We start from the raw sequence: 18,766 nt of genomic DNA, 5'->3' as shown, positions 1-18,766 counted from the left end.
ACAATGCCAGCATAGAGTAGCCCTGTCGCACCGGGCAGCAACGCATGAGTTAGGAGTTGTATGGAATTGCAGATCCGCAAATTGTCGAAGACCTACGCGAATGGCGTGGTGGCGCTGGACAATGTTTCGCTGACGATACCGCCAGGCATGTTCGGCTTGCTGGGCCCGAACGGCGCCGGCAAGTCGACCCTGATGCGCACCCTGGCCACCTTGCAGGAATGCGATTCCGGCTCGATCTTCTTCGGCGACTACGACGTGCTCGACGACAAGGACGAGATCCGCCGCATGCTCGGCTACCTGCCGCAAGACTTCGGCCTGTACCCGAAAGTGACGGCCTACGAGCTGCTCGACCACTTCGCCATGTTAAAAGGCTTGTCGCAGCGGGCGCGCCGGCGCGAAGTCGTCGACGGGCTGTTGCAGCAAACCAATCTGTTCGACGTGCGCCACCAGCGCCTGGGCGGCTTTTCCGGCGGCATGCGCCAGCGCTTCGGCATCGCGCAAGCGCTGCTGGGCGACCCGAAGCTGATCATCGTCGACGAGCCGACGGCCGGCCTCGACCCGCAGGAGCGTGTGCGCTTTCACAACTTGCTGTCCGACATCGGTGAAGACAAGACGGTGATCCTGTCGACCCACATCGTGTCCGACGTGGCCGACCTGTGCGCCAACATGGCCATCATCAACAAGGGCCATTTGCTGCTGTGCGGCAAGACCCAGGAACTGATCGACGAAGTCAGCTGCAAGATCTGGGCGCGCTTTGTCGACAAGAAAGAGCTGGCCAGCTTCCAGCAGCGCCACGCCGTCATTTCCACGCGTTTGCTGTCGGGCCGTACCCTGATCCACGTCTACAGCGACGACGACCCGGGCGACGGCTTCGAGGAAGCCATCGGCGACCTGGAAGACCTGTATTTCGCCACCATTGCCGGGCGCCACCGCGTCGCCCAGCAGTGCGACTGAGGGGACGGCCATGTTTGCCATCGCCCGCTTTGAAGCGCGACAGCGGCTCAAGCTGCTGTCCACCTGGGTGTATTTCGCCATGTTCCTGGCGCTGGCCATGCTGTGGATGGCGGCGGCCGGCGGCGTCTTCAAGGAAGCGAGCATCAGTTTCGGCGGCAAGTTCCTGATCAACGCGCCGCGCTCGCTGGCGTTCACGTGCAGCCTGCTCGGCTGTTTCGGCGCCGTGGTGGTGGCCGCCATGATGGGCCGCTCGGTGCAGCAGGATTTCGAATACGGCATGCAGCATTTCTTCTTCAGCGCGCCGATCAAGAAATACCAGTACGTATTCGGCCGCTTCCTCGGCGCCTATCTGGTGCTGGCCGTGGTGTTTTCCAGCATCGTCATCGGTGCCTGGCTGGGCGCCTGGCTGCCCGGCATCGACCCGGAACGGCTGGGGCCGCAACGGGCGCTCGCCTACCTGATGCCGTATGTATTTACCCTGCTGCCGAACCTGTTCATCTTCGGCGCCATCTTCTTCGTCATCGCGGCACTCACGCGGCGCATGCTGCCGGTGTACATCAGCTCGGTGGTGATGCTGATCGGCTACCTGGTGGCGCCGTCGCTGGCACGCGACCTCGACTACAAGACCCTGGCCGCACTGATCGACCCCTTCGGCACGACGGCGCTGATACGCCTGACGGAATACTGGCCGAACGCGGAGCGCAACACGCGCCTGGTGACCCTGGAAGGCGTGTACCTGCTGAACCGCGCCATCTGGTCCGGCTTCGCCCTGGTGGCCTTGCTGCTCGGCTACTGGCGCTTCCAGTTCCACGCGACGACGGACGCGGGCGCCGCCAGGCGCCGCAGCGAGGGCGAGGCGCCGCAGCGCCTGTCGAACGCCTCGCTGTCCACGCAGGAAACGCCCGACTTCGCGCAGCGTAACCTGGCCGCCCTGCTTCTCAAGATGAGCTGGCTGAACCTGCGCGAAACCATCAAGAACATCTATTTTGTCGTCATCGTGCTGGCCGGCGTGCTGACCATGTACGCGGGCGCGCTGGACATGGGTTCCATGTACGGCACGAATACCTACCCCGTGACGGAAAAGGTGCTGGACATGGTCAGCGCCTCGTTCGCCCTGTTCATGCTGATCATTACCACCTTCTACGCGGGCGAGCTGGTGTGGCGTGAACGGGAAGCGGGCACGTATCTGATGCTCGACGCCCTGCCCGTGCCGAACTGGCTGCCCCTGCTGTCGAAGCTGTTGGCGCTGGTCGGCCTGCAAGCCTTGCTGAGTCTGGTCATCATGCTGTGCGGCATGTCGATCCAGGTCTTCAAGGGCTATTACCGCCTCGCCCCCGGCCTGTACCTGGAATCGCTGTTCCTGTCGCACCTGCCCTACTATGCGCTGGTGGCCGTGCTGGCCATCTTCGTGCAGGTGCTGATCAATCAGAAATACCTCGCGTATTTCGCCATGATTCTGTACCACATCGCCAGCATCAGTTTTTCTTCGCTGGGCCTGGGCGACCCGCTGCTGCTGTACGGCGGCACGCCGGAAGTCGTGTATTCGGCCATGAACGGCGCCGGCCACTTTGTGTTGCGCGAGCGCTGGTACCTGCTGTACTGGAGCGGCGCGGCCGTCATGCTGACGGTGCTGTCGCTGCTGTTCTGGCCCCGCGGCGCGCAGGACAGCTGGCGCATCCGCCTGCGCCTGGCGCGCCATGGCCTCACGCATGGCGTGCTGGCCAGCTTTGCCGGCGGCGCCCTGATCTTCGTCTTCGCCGGCGGCGTGCTGTTCTATGTTTTCCACGTGGCCAACGATTACCAGTCCGAGTTTTCCCGCGATGCGGACCGCGCCAGCATCGAGCGCCAGTACCGCAAGTTTGCCGCCACGCCGCAGCCGAGAATCACCGACGTGAAACTCGACGTGGCCATCTACCCGGCACAGCGCAGCCTCATCGTCACGGGCCGCTATCTGTTGCAAAACAAGACCAGCCTGCCGATCAGCCACATTTTTGTGCAGCAAGACCCGACCGCCACCATGCGCCTGCGTTTTGACGCGCGCGTGCATCCCGGCCTCGACGACGGCAAGCTGGGCTTCTACAGCTACCGCCTGGCCGCGCCGCTGGCGCCGGGCGCCACCCTGGGCCTCGATTTCGACATCCGCTATGCGCCGCGCGGCATCTTCGGCCTGGGCCAGGACACCCCCGTGGTCGCCAACGGCACCTTCTTCACGAACGCCGTGCTGCCGCACATCGGCTACCAGCCGCAGCAGGAATTGACGGACCCGCGCGACCGCAAGAAACACGGTTTGCCGGCGCGCGAACGGGCCTTGCCGCGCGACGATGCGAAGGGCTTGGCCGACAATTACGTCAGCAACGACGCCGACCGCATCAACTTTGACGCCACCGTCAGCACCGTCGACGGCCAGACGGCCATCGCGCCGGGCATGCTGGACAACGACTGGATCGCCAAGGGCCGCCATTACTTCCACTACACGATGGACCAGCCCATCCTGAATTTCTACGCGTTCCAGTCGGCCCGCTACGCCGTCAAGCATGAGCGCTGGCAAGACGTGGCCATCGACGTGTATTACCACCCGGGACATGAATACAACCTCGATCGTTTCGTGCGCGGCAGCAAGGAAGCGCTCGAGTACTACACGAAGAACTTCGGCCCCTACCAGCACAAGATCCTGCGCATCGTCGAGTTCCCCCGCTACGCCACGTTCGCGCAATCGTTCCCGAACACGATTCCGTACTCGGAAGGCCTCGGTTTCATCGCCAAGGTGGACGACAAGAACCCGAAAGACATCGACTATCCGTTCTACGTCACGGCGCATGAAGTGGCGCACCAGTGGTGGGCGCATCAATTGGTGGGTGGCAACACGCGCGGCGCCACCGTGCTCAGCGAAACCCTGGCCGAATACTCGGCGCTGATGGTGATGAAGAAAACCGCGGGGCCGGCCAAGATGCGCCGCTTCCTGCGCTATGACCTGAATCAATACCTGATGGGGCGCAGCGAAGAGCGCAAGAAAGAATTGCCGCTGGCCGAGAATGAAAACCAGGCCTACATCCACTACCACAAGGGCAGCCTGGCCATGTACTTGCTGCAAGATATCATCGGTGAAGACAAGGTCAACGGCGTGCTGCGCGACCTGCTCAGAACCCATGGCCAGAAAGGCCCGCCGTATGCGAGCGTGACGGCGCTGATTGCCGGCTTGCGCCAGGTCACGCCGCCCGAGCAGGCTTATCTGATCGACGACCTGTTCGAGAAAATCGTGCTGTTCGACAACCGCGCCCTGTCAGCCACGGCCACCAGGCGCGGCGATGGCAAGTACGCCGTCACCATCAAGGTGCAGGCGGGCAAATTGACGGCTGGCGAACAGGGAGAGGAACACGACGCGCCGCTGCACGACTGGATCGAGATCGGCGTCGACGATGCGAATGGCCATCCGCTGCTGCGCGAGCGCCTGCGCATGACGGCCCGCCAGGCGAGCTACACCGTCATCGTCGGCAGCCGCCCCGGCAAGGCGGGCATCGATCCCGACAACAAGCTGATTGACCGCAAGCCGGACGACAATATGGTCACCGTCGAGCTTGAAGAGCCGTGACGAACAATGGCCGCCCGTGCATACAGGCGGCCACTTCGGTATCACAGGGGAGTCAGGCTGGGGCGGAGCGTGTCACCAGGCTCAGGCTGATGCCCATTTCCGTCAGGTGCTGCATGTCGACCAGCGACAGGTCGAGCGGCGCGTCGACCGTGTCGTCGCCGTTCAGCTCCAGTTGTAGCTCGGCCACGATGCGCGGCATCGTGAACGTGACGCCGCGCGAACGGCATTCGGCCAGGTAGCTGCGTATGCGCGAGGGCAACACTTGCGATTTGGGCGCCTGCGCGATCAGCACTTCAAAGCCGGAATCGAGATGCACGCGATTCGCGCCCTTCGCCTCGCCCTTGCGCCATTGGCGTTCAGGATCGGTGGGCAAGACTTCGAGGATGGATTTGAGCGTGGGGTCGTCCCCATGCACCGACAGCTTCGCGATATTCATATTGCAAGACTTTCTAGTCAGATCAGACCGACAAGTCTACGCATGGACGGCAAGTATGTCCATACGGCAATATTTAGTATCCGTCTCTAATTTGTGCTGCATCAACAACAGGCGGAACAAGCTTGTTCCGCCTGCCACACGCTTACAACGCCACGCCGCGCGCCTGCAAGGCGGCCCGCACGCCGGCGCCGTAGGCGGCATCGGCCCGGTCGAAGTGACCGAGTTGACGCTGCAAGGTTTCCGGCCGCACCAGACTCAAGGGACCAGCCAGGTTGTCGAACAGGTTTTGCTTCGCCTGCGCTGACATCAGGCGGAACAGATTGCCGGCTTGCGTAAAGTCGTCTTCCACGCCGCGCCCATCGTAGCGCGCCGCACCGCCGTCGAGCGCCAGCGCCCCCTCGCCATGGCCCAGCCCTTGCGGCGCGCTGCCTGCCGCCGCCACGTTCGCGTAATTCTGTGCCGCGCCGCCATTGTGGATCGCCATGCCACCGTCGCGCTGCTGGTTGTGGAAGGGGCAGCGTGCCGCGTTCACGGGCAGATGCTGGTGGTTCGTGCCGACCCGGTACAGCTGGGCGTCGTGGTAGGCGAACAATCGGCCTTGCAGCATCTTGTCCGGCGAGTAGCCCATGCCGGGCACGGCGTTGGCCGGCGAGAACGCGGCCTGCTCGACTTCCGCATGGTAATTGTCCGGGTTGCGGTTCAGCTCGAAAATACCGACCGGCAGTAGCGGGAAGTCCGCGTGCGGCCACACTTTCGTCAGATCGAACGGGTTCCAGCCCGTGCGCTGTTCCCATGCATCGAGTTGCTCCTGCGTCGCCACCTGCAGCTTGACTTCCCACTGGGGAAAATCGCCGCGTGCGATGGCGCCGAACAGGTCGCGCTGCGCGTAGTCGGGGTCAGCGCCGGCCAGGCGGCCCGCTTGCGCGGCAGGCAGATTCTTGATGCCCTGGCGCGTCTTGAAGTGCCATTTCACGTACACGCGCTGGCCGTCGGCATTGATCAGGCTATACGTGTGACTGCCGAAGCCATCCATGTGGCGGTAGCCGTCCGGCGTGCCCCGGTCCGAGAACAGCATGGTGACCTGGTGCAGGCTTTCCGGCGCATGGCTCCAGAAGTCGAACATCATTTCGGCCGATTTCAGATTGCTTTGCGGATCGCGCTTTTGCGTGTGGACGAAGTCGGGGAACTTGATCGGGTCCTTGATGAAGAACATCGGCGTGTTGTTGCCAACCAAATCCCAGTTACCTTCTTCCGTGTAGAAACGTACGGCGAAACCGCGCGGGTCGCGTTCCGTGTCTGCACTGCCGCGTTCGCCGCCGACCGTGGAAAAGCGCGCGAAGGTGGCCGTCTGCTTGCCCACTTCGGCAAACAATTTGGCCTTGGTGTAAGACGAGATGTCGTGCGTGACGGTAAAGGTGCCGTAGGCGCCCGAACCTTTCGCGTGCACGACGCGCTCGGGAATGCGCTCGCGGTTGAAATGCTGGAGTTTTTCGATCAGGTGGAAGTCTTGCAGCAGCAGCGGGCCGCGGGGGCCGGCGCTGATGGAATTCTGGTTGTCGGCGACGGGGATGCCCGAGGCGGTACTGAATGGCGGCTGTTGGCTCATGGCTGCTTTTCCTTCGTTGTTGACTAATGGAACTAGTGTAACGAGGTCAACAACAAAGGAAAAGATAATTGATTTTATCGAATCGATAGCTATTTACAATGCACACCCTTGTGTATCGCACACGCCGCCCAGTTGCGCCTGCAATTTCGCGGGCTGGCCAAGGAAGCCGCCGATATCGATCACGGACAGCTTGCCGCTGCCATCGTCGAGCACGAACGTGGGAAAGCCCTGGCCGCCCACTTGCGCTAGCAAGGCGCGGCTGGCATCGATGTGCCGCTGCGTGGCGGCGCCCGCCTGCCGCGCATATTCGGCCTGGAAGGCGGCTCCGTCCATGCCCAGCTCTTGCGCCAAGGTCACCAGCACGGGCAGGTCGGCGATGCGCAAGCCGTCCACGTAATGGGCGCGCTGCACGCGCTGCAGCATGTCCAGGCCCTGGCCGGACAGGACTTCAGCTGCCAGGATGGCCGTGATCGGCGGTTCGGAATCCATCATGGCCGTCGTATCGTTCAGCAAGCCGTTGATATAAGCGTCGCCGAAGGGCTGGCCAGACATTTGCTCGATGCGCCGGTCATGCGGCAGCACATAGCCACGCCATTCGGGCGTGATCTGGCGGCGATTGCTACCCGTCATCATGCCGCCGCCGTGGAACGCCACCGTCAGGCCAGGCACGGCGCGCGCCGCCTCGACCAGCGGCGCGGCGCCGTAGCACCAGCCGCACAGCGGGTCGAAAATGTAGTGCAGTGTGGGCATGTGAGCCTCCTTGTTGCCGCTTACCATTTCATTTCGCCTTTGGCTACCTTCGCGCTGGTTTCTAAAGCGCCATCGAGGCCCAGCTTCGGATAGCGCATTTTCATCGCCTCGATCAGGGCGGCCGAATTGGCGGCCTTGGCGGTTTCTTCTTCAAACGTCACCAGGTAGTCGCGCGTAAAACCGATGCTGTCCGGCGTCAGGGGCGAGCCGACCTTGAAGTGGCCAGGCACGACGGTCACCGGTTTCAGGGCGGCGATGCCGTCCAGGGTCTTGAGCCAGTCCTGGCGCGATTGCGCGCTTTGCGTATCGGCCGTCCACACGTGCAAGTTACCAAACAGCACTACGCCGCCGACGACGGCCTTGATCGATGGAATCCACACATAGGTGCGCGCTGGCGTCGGGCCGGCGATGTCCAGCGACTGGCCTTCCAGGGCGATGTGCTTGCCTTTCAACGCTTCCGGAATGACGATGCTTTTCGGCGCATTGTCCTTCAGGATCGGGCCCCAGTAGGCGACCTTGGCGTCAGCCTTGCGGCGGATCTCGGCGACCGTTTCCGGCGTGGCAACGATTTTCGCCTGCGGGAACGCGGCCTTGATCACGTCGAGGCCAAAGTAGAAATCGGGATCGCTGTGGCTGATGTACACGGTCGTCAGTTTCTTGCCGCTGGCGCGGATCTTCTCCACCAGCTTTTGCGCTTCGGCGCGCGAAAACTGCGCGTCGATCAGCACGGCGTCATGTTTGCCCGCGACCAATACGGAAGCGACGGGGAAGATGGCCTCTTCGCCCGGGTTGAATACTTCCAGGGTCAGGGGTGCGCTGGCGGCGGCCGAGGCGGCGCCGGCGGCAAACACGGTGGAAACAAGAACGCTGCTGATGGTTTTGGAGAACATGATCTGCCTTCACAAGATGATTGGGATGACTGCATCTTACGTTGCCTGATTCGGTATAAAAACCCGTTAAAGCGCAATAGTTTGTTGCTCAATTCGGATGAATTGACAACTGCCGCGCCAAGGCGTGCAGCCACTGCCCTGCCAGCGCGCCATCCCACACGAGCAGGATTTGTTCGCTGCAATCGACGCTGCCAGCCAGTTCGACCTGCAGCAAATCGTGCGCACGCACGGCGAAGTCGGGCAGGTAGGCCAGCGCCCGGCCGGACTGCACATAGCCCAACAGCAACTGCACATCGTCGCTCCAGTAGCGGATGGTGCGCCCGGCCACGCCGCGCCAGCCATCGGCATGGCGGCCACGCTCCTCGCCGCACAGCAAAGAGTGCGTCGGGCTGGCGAAGGCGTGCGGCAAGACGTCCCGCATGCCGCAGCGCACGGAGGCGCAGGCTGCCGGCACGCCGCGCGCCAGCACATGGCCGCGCCCGGCCGCCAGCAGCATGCGCATGCTGCCCAGCGCCGTGCTGTGCCAGGTGGCGGGCCAGTCGGCGCCGCGCTGGGCGGTGGCGTCCTGCGTTACCAGTGCCGCATGGCAATCGCCACGCGCCAGGGCCGCCAGCGCCGCATCCTCGAAAGCCGGTTGCAAACGCACGCTGGCCTGCGGATAGGCGTCCAGCGCCGCCGCCAGGGTATCCGCGTGCCGCCACAGCAGCAGGGCGGGGCCGGCGATGCGGCCATCGATGGCGCCCCGCTCGCCCATCACGTCCAGGCGCGCCTGTTCGGCCAGCGCCAGCAAGGTGCGCGCACGCTCGAGCAGCAAACGGCCGCTATCGTTGAGCAGCAATTGCTTGCCGCTCCGGTCAAACAGGGGCGCGCCCATGTCCCCCTCCAGGCGACGCAAGGCTTTCGACACGGCCGATGGCGTCAGGTGCAATTCCAGCGCCGCCGCGCCCAGGGTTGGCTGGCGCGCGGCGCTGCAAAACACGCGCAGGTCGGCAAGGCTCATGTTCATGATGATTTCCAAACAGGACACAAAAAGTGAAAAATGGTTGCTGTACTGTCCATGATACCGCCCCTATCATCGTGGCATTCCAACTCATCGATGAAACCCATGCTGCGCACCCTCTTCCTTTCTCTGTTCCTGCTCGCCTCCAGCCTCGCCCACGCCGCGCCCCTGACCTGGGGCTTGCATGGCATGGTGCTGTTTGGCGGCAAGCAAGGGCTGTATGCCTCGCACCTGCCGATGTTCCATGCGCCGCACGATTACCAGGCGGTGCTGCAAGTGCGGCTGGCCGACCCCGTCCTCGATGCGCGGCTGCGCCAGCAGCTCGATGGCCATACGGCACTATGGACCCTCGAACCGGAACACTTCGAGCTGGCGCGCTTGCTGCCGGCCGCGCCGCTGCCGCTGCGCCAGTTCCAGGCGACGGTGGTGCGCGGACACTTCGAGAAGGATGGAAAAGCCGAACCCGGCTACGGCGCTGCCGCCATCATCGTCGAGCGCGTCCTGCTGATGCGCCAGCTGTCGCCGGCCCCCGCCACGCACGCCAGCGCGCGCTACCTGCAGGTGGGCGACGGCACGCAGCGCTTCCTCGTCAAGCGTATCGACAGCCGCCCCGATTTCGAGCATATCGTCGCCTGGACTAGCCCCCAGGATGCGCCGCACGACGACGTCGTCGTGGCGAAAACCGGCGTGCAGGAAACTCCTGCCGCCAGCTTGCAAGCTGCCTTGCGCGCACAACCGGGAAAAACGGCCCGCTTGCGCGGCACGGTGTACTTTTCCACCGAGGACGTGCGCTAAAACAACACGCCGGGCGGACGCGCATCCACGTGTCAAATGTGTCACAGCGTCATGATGGCGTCACATTGGATTGTTATCTTGCTAGCTCTTTCAAACCTAGCCGGATGAACCACATGACACGCAGAAAAATTTCCGTCGCTGGCTGCAGCGTCGCCATCACCCTGATGCTGGCCGCCTGCGGCAGCGATGCAAAAAAAGAAGAGGTAGTGGCTGAAGCCCCGCCGAAAAACGTCATCTTCTTCCTCGGCGACGGCATGGGCCTGACCACCATGACGGCCGCGCGCATCTATTCGGTGGGCGAAGAAGGTGCGCTGACCATGGACACCCTGCCGGAAACGGCCTTCGTCAAGACGTTCTCGAACGACGCGCAAGTGACCGACAGCGCGCCATCGATGGCCGCCTACATGACGGGCGTCAAGATGAACAATGAAGTCATCTCGATGTCAGCCAACACGGTCGCCATCGATCCGGGCACGGATGCGAACGGCAACAAGCTGGTCAACAAATGCGGCACCGGCAACGGCACGCCCGCCACCACATTGCTGGAACTGGCCAAGGCCAAGGGCTTTGCCGCCGGCGTCGTCAGCACGGCGCGCGTGACGCACGCCACGCCGGCCGCGACTTATTCTCACATCTGCCACCGCGACCTGGAAAACGATATCGCCGCGGCCCTGGTGCCGGGCGGCACCGGTTACAACAGCGCGCTGGGCACGGCCGGCCTGGACGTCGTCCTCGGCGGCGGCGCGCAATTCTTCAAGCCGTTCAAGGATGGCGGCAAGCGTTCCGACGGCCGCGACCTGCTGGCCGAACTGAAAGCGAAGAGCTACACGGTCGCCAACACCGCCACCGACTTCAAGGCCGTCGATGCGGCCAAGACGGAGCGCCTGTTCGGCGTGTTCACGTCCAGCCACATGAGCTACGACCTGGACCGCGATGCGGCCAAGGAACCTAGCCTGGCGGACATGACCACCAAGGCCATGGACGTGCTGGCCAAGAACAAGAAGGGTTATTTCCTGATGGTCGAAGGCGGCCGCATCGACCATGCGCTGCACGAAACGACGGCCAAGAAAGCGCTGCAAGACACCGTCGCGTTCGACAACGCCATCAAGGCGGCCATCGACAAAGCCAAGCTCACCGATCCGACCCTGGCCAATACCCTGATCGTCGTCACGGCCGACCATGACCACACCCTGGTGCTGAACGGCTACGCCAAGCGCACGGGCAAGACGGCTGCCGGCAACCCTGGCGTGCTGGGCGTGGTGAAGAACTACGTGACCGGCGCTGTCGAGAAAGACCTGGATGGCGCACCGTATTCGATCATCGGCTTCGGCAATGGCGAAAACCGCACCCAGTCGAGCCGCGCCGCCATGGCCAGCCTCGATGAAACCGTCACCAGCGCCAACACCTACCACCAGGAGGCGGTAATCCGCACGGCGGCCGGCAATGAAACCCACGGCGGCACCGACGTCTTCCTGGGCGCCATCGGCAAGGGTTCGGAAACCTTCCTGGGCACCATCGACAACACCAAAGTATTCGGCCTGGTCAAGACGGCCGGCGGTCTGTAATCCCCAAGACATCAACATTGGACAAGCACATGAAACTTGCATTTAAACTCTCCTTGCTGACCACGCTCGTGGCCGCCAGCGTTGCCAGCGCCTACGCCGCCGACGCCAAGAACGTCATCTTCTTCCTCGGCGACGGCATGGGCCCGTCCGTCGTGACGGCATCGCGCATCTACAAATACGGCGAAGACGGCAGCCTGACGATGGACACGCTGGAGCGCACGGCGCGCATCAAGACGTTCTCGAACGATGCGCAGACGACGGACAGCGCGCCATCGATGGCCGCCTACATGACCGGCGTCAAGATGAACAATGAAGTCATCTCGATGGCGCAGGACACGATCGCCAAGGAACCGGGCCGCGACGCCAATGGCAACCTGGGCGTGGACAATTGCCCGGCCGGCGGCAAGAGCGTGCCGACCATTCTGGAACTGGCGAAAGCCAAGGGCAAGGCCGTGGGCGCCATCACCACCACGGAACTGACGCACGCCACACCGGCGACGACGTTCTCGCACATCTGCAACCGCAATGCGCAATACGCGATCGCCGCGCAAGCGACGCCAGGCGGCGCGGGCTACAACGCGGCCCTGGGCGATGGCGTCGACGTGCTGATGGGTGGCGGCCGCAACCACTTCACCCCTTGGTCGACCAGCAACAAATACGGCCGCGTCGACGGCCGCAACCTGCTGACGGAATTTGCCGCCAAGGGCTACACCGTGGCCGCGACGAAAGCGGAAATGGCGGCGGCGCCGAGCGGCAAGAAATTCATCGGCCTGTACAGCACCCGCAGCCACCTGGAATATGAACTGGACCGCACGGCCACGCCACCGCTGGGTGAAGGCGCGACCCAGCCTAGCCTGTCGGAAATGACCCTCAAGGCCATCGACTTGCTGTCGAAAAACGCGAACGGCTACTTCCTGATGGTCGAAGGCGGCCGCATCGATCACGCCTTGCATGGCATCAACGCCAAGCGCGCGCTGACGGACACCATCGCCTTCGACGACGCCATCAAGGCCGCCATCGCCAAGATCAAGGAAACCGATCCGACCCTGGCCAATACCCTGATCGTCGTCACGGCCGACCATGACCACACCCTGGCCTTCAACGGCTATGGCAAGCGCGGCAACAATATCCTCGACATCAATCGCGGCTACAAGGATAACCAGCCGAGCAAGGATGCCGATGGCAATACCTACACCACCCTGGTGTTCGGCAACGGCCCGAACCGCCCTGCCCTGCGCAGCAACGTCGACAGCGCCACGGCCCTGAAAGACAACTACCTGCAAGAAACGGGTGTGCGCCTGGCCAGCGAAACCCACGGCGGCGGCGACGTCAAGCTGCTGGCCACGGGCGCCGGCGCGAAGACCTTCAAGGGCACCCTCGACAACACCAAGGTGTTTGACTTGCTGAAGGCGGCGTTCGGCTTCTGATCCACATCAACACGGTAACCCCACCGGGGCGGATGGCGTAGGCCCTCCGCCCCTCTGCACGTAAAGGCAACACCATGAAATCGTCCCTGATCGCCGTCCTCCTCGCCGCCGGCTTTGCCGCCAGCGCGCAAGCCGCTCCTCCTTCCGCTCCTGCCGACCTGGACCTGGGCATCACCTATTACAGCCGCGTCCTGACGCCCGAAGGCGTGACGCGCGAGAGCCGCTACGAAGAAAAGATGCTGCGCCGCCCCGGCCACGTGTGGGTCGAGCGCGTGCTGGCGCCGTCGACGGACGCGCATGCGGGCCACAACCACGGCGAGAACAAGAAAGTAGCACTGAAGGCCACGCAGCATGAGCACAAGCACTTCAATCCCGTGCTGATCCCGCGCCACGTGATGCTGGAAAAGAACACCGTGCGCGTGGAATACATCGATGCGCATGACAAGATCGTCGTTTCCATCCCGAAAGCCGAGTACGAAAATGTCAATTTCGACGGCTCCTGGGAAAACAGTTTTTATCTGCTGGACCCGAAACTGGTGGCCGCCATGCCACTGTCGAAACAGGCGTCGAACGTGACGGGCGCGCGCTGGCGCGAAGTGGAAAAGAATGGCGTGTTCCAGCGCATTCTGTGGGATGAGCAAAAGCAGATTCCGCTGATCATCGAAAGCGGCGACCGCGCAAATACCTTCTACCGCCGGGTCGACGTCAAGCTGCAGCCGACCGTCAGCAAGGCGCAGCCATGGGCGAATTTGCAAAACTACGCGCAGCGCGAGTATTCGGACTACCTCGACTAAGCGTCAGACTAAGGCCAAGAAAATCGGGACGTAAAAAAAGCCAGGGAATTCCCTGGCTTTTGTTTGGCTGGCGCCCGATTACTCGGCCGCTGCCGCTTTCTTCGCCGGCGCCTTCTTGGCGGCCGGCTTTTTCACGGCCGCAGCTTTCTTCGCTGGCGCCTTTTTCACGGCTGCCGCTTTCTTGACGGCCGTTTTCTTCGCTGGCGCCGCGCCTTCTTCGCCTTCGACCTCGGCGGCTGCCGCCTTCGTCTTGGCACCCGGCTTGGCCTTGCGCTCTTCAAACTCGAAGCTCACCTTGCCATCCTTGCCGCGCACGAGGAATGCCTTGAACGGGCGGCGGGTACGCTGGGATACGAACCCAGGCAACAGGTCGGTCTTGCCATCGTTGAGCAGTTTCGCCATTTGTTCCGGCAAGATTTCCTGCTGCAAGATGATGCGGCCGCTGCGGAAGTCACACGTCTTCGGCTTGGCCACGCTGTGTTCGCACACATAGGCCAGGCCCATTTCGTACACACCGGCGTTGCACTTGGGGCAAGGTCCCACGGGCGTCTGGCCCGTGAAATCGACGCCTTCGCCATCTTCGCTCTCGTCGTTCTGGCCGAAATCGAATTCCAGCTTGAAATTCTTGATCTCTTCATCGCGCACGATGCGCAGGATGGCGGCGAACGGACGGCCCATCTTCGAACGGAAGCCTTGCAGCGGGCCGATGGTGCGGTCCTTCAGCAATTGCTCCACTTCGGCGATTTCAAACTGGCGCGAACCCGGCGTCTTGCTCATCGAAAATTCGCACTTGGTACAGGCGAAACGGCGGTAGTTTTCCTTCACCACGCCGCCGCAATTCGGGCATGGCGTTTCCAGGGTAGCGTAGTCGCCGGGGATCGTGTCGTTGTCGTATTCCTTGGCGCGCTTGACGATGATTTGCGTCATCTGCGCGATTTCGCGCATGAATTCTTCACGCGAAATCTTGCCTTTTTCCATCTGCGACAGCTTGTATTCCCACTCGCCCGTCAGCTCCGGCGCCGTCAATTCATTGACGCCCAGGCCTTTGAGCAAAGTCATCAGCTGCGACGCCTTGGCCGTTGGAATCAGTTCGCGGCCTTCGCGGATCAGATAGCGTTCCGTCAGCAAGCCCTCGATGGTAGCCGCGCGCGTCGCTGGCGTGCCGAGGCCCTTGCCGGCCATTGCATCGCGCAGCTCGTCGTCGTCGATCAGCTTGCCGGCGCCTTCCATGGCCGACAGCAACGTCGCCTCCGTGAAGCGCGCGGGCGGTTTCGTCACCAGGCCGTTGGCGCTGACGCTTTCCGTCTGCACTTTCTCGCCCTTGGCGACGGGCACCAGGTTGCCGTTGCCATTGCTTTCCTTGTCGGCGTCCGTCGATGCTTCCTTGCCGTAGATGGCCAGCCAGCCCGGATTGGTCATGACCTTGCCTTCAGTCTTGAACTGATGGCCGGACACTTCCGTGTAGCGCGTGGTGACCTGGAATTCCGCAGGCGGGAAGAACACGGCCATGAAGCGGCGCGTGACGAGGTCGTACAATTTTTGTTCCGGCTCGGACAGATTCTTTGGCGCGATCGTCGTCGGGATGATCGCGAAGTGATCCGAGATCTTCGTGTTGTCGAAGATGCGCTTGTTCGGCTTGACCCAGCCCTTGTCGATGATCTGCTTGGCGAACTGGTGATAGTTGCTGTTTTCCTTGACCGTTTCCAGCGCCTGCAGCACGGTCGGCATGTAGTCTTCCGGCAGGTGGCGCGAATCGGTACGCGGATACGTGAGCACCTTGTGCTTTTCGTACAGCGCCTGGGCCAGGCCCAGGGTATTTTTAGCGGAGAAACCGAAACGCGAGTTCGCTTCGCGCTGCAAACTGGTCAGGTCGAACAGGCCAGGCGCCATCGAGGTGGTCGGTTTCGATTCTTCCGTGACGATGCCTTGGCGGCCGCGGCAGGCGGTGGCGATCGAATCGGCAGCCGTCTTGCTCCACAGGCGCTCGGCGCGCTTCTCGGGGTCGTTCTCGTCCTTCTTGAACTTCGTGTCGAGCCAGCGGCCTTCATAGATACCGGCCGCGCAGACGAATTCGGCGCGCACTTCCCAGAAGTCGCGCGGCACGAATTTTTTGATCTTGTCTTCGCGTTCGACGACGATGGACAGGGTTGGCGTTTGCACGCGGCCCACGGTCGTCAGGTAGAAGCCGCCTTCTTTCGAATTGAACGCCGTCATGGCGCGCGTGCCATTGATACCGATCAGCCAATCGGCTTCCGAACGGCAGCGGGCCGCGTCGGCCAGCGGCAGCATTTCTTCGTCGCTGCGCAGGTGCGAGAAACCATCGCGGATGGCGCCCGGCGTCATCGACTGCAGCCACAGGCGCTTGACCGGTTGCTTGGCTTTCGCGTTTTGCGCGATCAGGCGGAAAATCAGCTCGCCTTCGCGCCCCGCATCGCATGCGTTGATGAGGGTGGTGACGTCTTTGCGTTTGATCAGCTTGTTTAATACTTTGAGGCGCGCTTCCGTCTTGGCGATCGGGTTCAGCGCGAAATACGGTGGAATCATCGGCAAGTGCGCGAAACTCCATTTGCCGCGCTTCACGTCGAATTCTTCCGGTACGGCGATCTCCAGCAAGTGGCCGACCGCCGACGACAGGACGTATTCATCCGATTCAAAGTACTCATCGTGCTTGGTAAAGCCGCCAAGCGTCTTCGCGATATCGTTCGCGACAGAAGGCTTCTCGGCGATGATGAGGGTTTTTGTCATATTTTTTAGTCTCGAAAAATGCTCTAGGATAGTTTCAGCATGCGCATCATACAGTGCATTGCCAGGCGCCGACGCTTTTGTCTGCGCAAGGCACAGTGACTTGTGGTCTTGTCAAGCGGCCAATGATAAGCGCCTATTGAAGAATTCGGCAAGTTATCTGCAAGCAAGAATGCGCAGGCGCAAACACAATGGCCTGGCGTGCGCGCCGGTGCAGCACATAGTAAAGGGGATGGCGCGGCGGTGGCGCCAGGGTCGGACAGACAGCGAAGAATATGGGTATATATTAGTGCAGCAGGCGCGGCGGGAGGTCTTCATCGTCGACGAACAGGTCGTCGAACATCAGGGCATCCGGTTCCTTGCCCTGGCTCCACAGCAGCATCAGCACGATGACTTTCAGCTTGCCCAGCGAAACGGGTGCCTCGTCGAGCGCCAGCGCCCGTTCGATGACGATTTCGCGCTGCAGTGGCGAAAGCACCTTGGCGCTTTCCAGGAACTGGATGAACCCGATGGCAGCCGTGCCCAGCACGTCGCTTTCCTGCTGCACATAGAAGCGCGTGCCCGTGGAACTGGCCGTCAGGGTTTGTTCGACGCCGGCCATGGCGTTCAAGTCCGTCAGCCACACGAGCGCTTCGGAAATCTCCACGTCGTCGAAACCGACGGCCGACAGTTTGCGCGCCAGGACTGCCGGCTCGGGGCAGGCATCGGGGCGATAGTAAGTCTCGTAGAGGTACACCAGGATATCGAACATGGCTCTACTCTAGCAGCTAAGCTCGCTAAGACACAAGGGTGCGCACAGACAAAGCGCCCCTGTGCGGCAAGGCCGCCACACAAGTGACAAGCTGTCATTTGCAGCGTTGAAACAGTCCTCCCGGCAAGCGTTCGACCCGGCCCGCCAGCTCCAGCGCCAGCAATTCGCCCATCAGCGCGCCCATGGCCAGGCCGCTGCGCGCGGCCAGGGTATCGGCATCGACGGGATCGTGGCCCAGCGCGGCCAGCAGCGGCGTCTCGTCTTCCACCGCCGCCGGCACGCCGGGGGCGCTACCCAGCCACTGCAGCTCTTGCAGCACGTCGTCGGCAGACTCGATCAGCTTGGCGCCCTGCTTGATCAGCGCATGGCAGCCCTTGGCCAGCGTGGCGTGGATGGAACCGGGCAAGGCATACACGTCGCGCCCCTGCTCGCCGGCCAGGCGCGCCGTGATCAATGAGCCCGACTGGGCCGCCGCCTCGATCACCAGCACGCCGCGCGCCAGGCCGCTGATCAGGCGGTTTCGGCGCGGAAAGTTACCGGGCATGGCCGGCAAGCCCAGCGCGTACTCGCTGACGATGCAGCCTTGCTCGGCGATTCTTTGCGCCAGATCAAGGTTGCGACGTGGATACACCAGATCGGCCCCCGTGCCGATCACGGCGACGGTGGCGCCTTCGCCGCGCAAGCCGCCCTCGTGCGCGTGCGTGTCGATGCCCAGCGCCAGCCCGGAAATGATGGTCAGGCCTGCCGCGCTGAGGGCTTGCGCGAAGGCAGCCGCATTCTGCATACCTTGCGCGCTGGCATTGCGGCTGCCGATGATGGCCACACCGGGACGCGACAGCAGTTCCGCCCGTCCCCGCACATATAACAAGAGCGGCGGATCGGCGATTTCCAGCAGCAGCGGCGGATACGCGGCATCGGCCAGGGTCAGCACGGCATTGCCGGGCCGCTCCAGCCACTGCAGGGTGAGCGCGAGCTGGCTGTTGGCCACCGGCTTGGGCGGCTGCACGATGGCGCGCGCCACGCTGGCCGGCACCACCTCGCGCAAGGCCTCGAACGACGTGGCAAAGATTTGCGGCGGCAAGCCGAAGCGGGCCAGCAAGGCGCGCGCCGCCACCGGCCCCACGCCGGGCAGATGCTGCAGGCGCAGCCAGCCCGCCAGGTCCGTGGCCGTGTCTGCCGCCGTTGCAATTGCATGCATGACAACCTCGCTGTGTACTGTGCCATCCCATGCTAGCGCCATGGCACGGACGCGATACCGACGCGCGCAACAATGCGTGCAATGGCGCTGCAAAACGGCCCGCCGCCCACAGGGCCATGGGTGTCTGTGATAAAATTTCCCTTTGCAGCAAACGAATAGCGCACTGGCAAACGCATCTGCCGCGCCGTTGCGCCACACGCGCCCAACCGTAGCGTACTCAAAAATAAAATAGCCCTGCCATCGTTCGCATGGCCCAGGCATGAATAATC

Annotated in this window: 14 protein-coding genes; 6 read left to right on the top strand and 8 right to left on the bottom strand. The window is 62.9% G+C overall.

The features are described 5' to 3' along the window. Nucleotides 1-60 precede the first annotated feature (60 nt). Both AC54AG_RS26805 and AC54AG_RS26800 read left to right on the top strand, forming a co-directional pair. Entirely contained in the window at nucleotides 61-954 is an 894-nt protein-coding gene (locus tag AC54AG_RS26805; protein ID WP_034749256.1) for an ABC transporter ATP-binding protein, read from the top strand. Nucleotides 955-964: 10 nt separating this feature from the next. After that, complete coding sequence (locus AC54AG_RS26800) at nucleotides 965-4,543, top strand: ABC transporter permease/M1 family aminopeptidase (protein ID WP_496632368.1); 3,579 nt, start codon at nucleotides 965-967, stop codon at nucleotides 4,541-4,543. Nucleotides 4,544-4,595: 52 nt separating this feature from the next. Here the strand turns inward: AC54AG_RS26800 and AC54AG_RS26795 are convergent, their stop codons facing one another. The 5 genes from AC54AG_RS26795 to AC54AG_RS26775 all read right to left on the bottom strand — a co-directional run bounded on the left by AC54AG_RS26795 (nucleotide 4,596) and on the right by AC54AG_RS26775 (nucleotide 9,231). After that, nucleotides 4,596-4,979: a hypothetical protein gene (locus AC54AG_RS26795; protein WP_496632366.1), complete on the bottom strand. Its 384-nt coding sequence runs from the start codon at nucleotides 4,977-4,979 to the stop codon at nucleotides 4,596-4,598. A 142-nt stretch (nucleotides 4,980-5,121) separates the two neighbouring features. Beyond that, on the bottom strand, nucleotides 5,122-6,585 hold the full coding sequence (locus AC54AG_RS26790; RefSeq protein ID WP_496632364.1) for a catalase: 1,464 nt from the start codon (nucleotides 6,583-6,585) through the stop codon (nucleotides 5,122-5,124). 93 nt (nucleotides 6,586-6,678) lie between these two features. Continuing rightward, nucleotides 6,679-7,335: a DsbA family protein gene (locus tag AC54AG_RS26785; RefSeq protein ID WP_496632362.1), complete on the bottom strand. Its 657-nt coding sequence runs from the start codon at nucleotides 7,333-7,335 to the stop codon at nucleotides 6,679-6,681. A gap of 20 nt (nucleotides 7,336-7,355) precedes the next feature. Beyond that, complete coding sequence (locus AC54AG_RS26780; protein ID WP_034749273.1) at nucleotides 7,356-8,225, bottom strand: MBL fold metallo-hydrolase; 870 nt, start codon at nucleotides 8,223-8,225, stop codon at nucleotides 7,356-7,358. Between the two features lie 88 nt (nucleotides 8,226-8,313). Continuing rightward, entirely contained in the window at nucleotides 8,314-9,231 is a 918-nt protein-coding gene (locus AC54AG_RS26775) for a LysR family transcriptional regulator (RefSeq protein WP_496632359.1), read from the bottom strand. A 99-nt stretch (nucleotides 9,232-9,330) separates the two neighbouring features. On the opposite strand from AC54AG_RS26775, the gene AC54AG_RS26770 reads away from it, so the two are divergent. From AC54AG_RS26770 to AC54AG_RS26755, 4 genes are all read left to right on the top strand, one after another. Further along, nucleotides 9,331-10,020, top strand: coding sequence for a hypothetical protein (locus AC54AG_RS26770; protein ID WP_338680757.1), 690 nt, complete (start codon nucleotides 9,331-9,333; stop codon nucleotides 10,018-10,020). Nucleotides 10,021-10,133: 113 nt separating this feature from the next. Continuing rightward, nucleotides 10,134-11,585, top strand: a complete 1,452-nt coding sequence (locus AC54AG_RS26765; RefSeq protein WP_080698501.1) for an alkaline phosphatase — start codon at nucleotides 10,134-10,136, stop codon at nucleotides 11,583-11,585. A 29-nt stretch (nucleotides 11,586-11,614) separates the two neighbouring features. Further along, nucleotides 11,615-13,012, top strand: coding sequence for an alkaline phosphatase (locus AC54AG_RS26760; RefSeq protein WP_034749276.1), 1,398 nt, complete (start codon nucleotides 11,615-11,617; stop codon nucleotides 13,010-13,012). Between the two features lie 74 nt (nucleotides 13,013-13,086). Beyond that, on the top strand, nucleotides 13,087-13,806 hold the full coding sequence (locus AC54AG_RS26755) for a hypothetical protein (protein WP_070301619.1): 720 nt from the start codon (nucleotides 13,087-13,089) through the stop codon (nucleotides 13,804-13,806). A 78-nt stretch (nucleotides 13,807-13,884) separates the two neighbouring features. On the opposite strand, the gene AC54AG_RS26750 is transcribed toward AC54AG_RS26755, so the two are convergent. From AC54AG_RS26750 to dprA, 3 genes are all read right to left on the bottom strand, one after another. After that, nucleotides 13,885-16,551, bottom strand: coding sequence for a DNA topoisomerase III (locus tag AC54AG_RS26750; protein ID WP_034749282.1), 2,667 nt, complete (start codon nucleotides 16,549-16,551; stop codon nucleotides 13,885-13,887). Nucleotides 16,552-16,834: 283 nt separating this feature from the next. Beyond that, nucleotides 16,835-17,299, bottom strand: a complete 465-nt coding sequence (locus AC54AG_RS26745) for a Smg family protein (RefSeq protein ID WP_034749287.1) — start codon at nucleotides 17,297-17,299, stop codon at nucleotides 16,835-16,837. 94 nt (nucleotides 17,300-17,393) lie between these two features. Further along, complete coding sequence (dprA, locus tag AC54AG_RS26740) at nucleotides 17,394-18,497, bottom strand: DNA-processing protein DprA (RefSeq protein WP_072456707.1); 1,104 nt, start codon at nucleotides 18,495-18,497, stop codon at nucleotides 17,394-17,396. Nucleotides 18,498-18,766: the final 269 nt, after the last annotated feature.

It is taken from the genome of Janthinobacterium sp. BCJ23 (assembly GCF_059617945.1).
The sequence above is the reverse complement of the archived record's forward strand: the minus strand, read 5'-3'. Positions and strand labels throughout refer to the sequence as shown.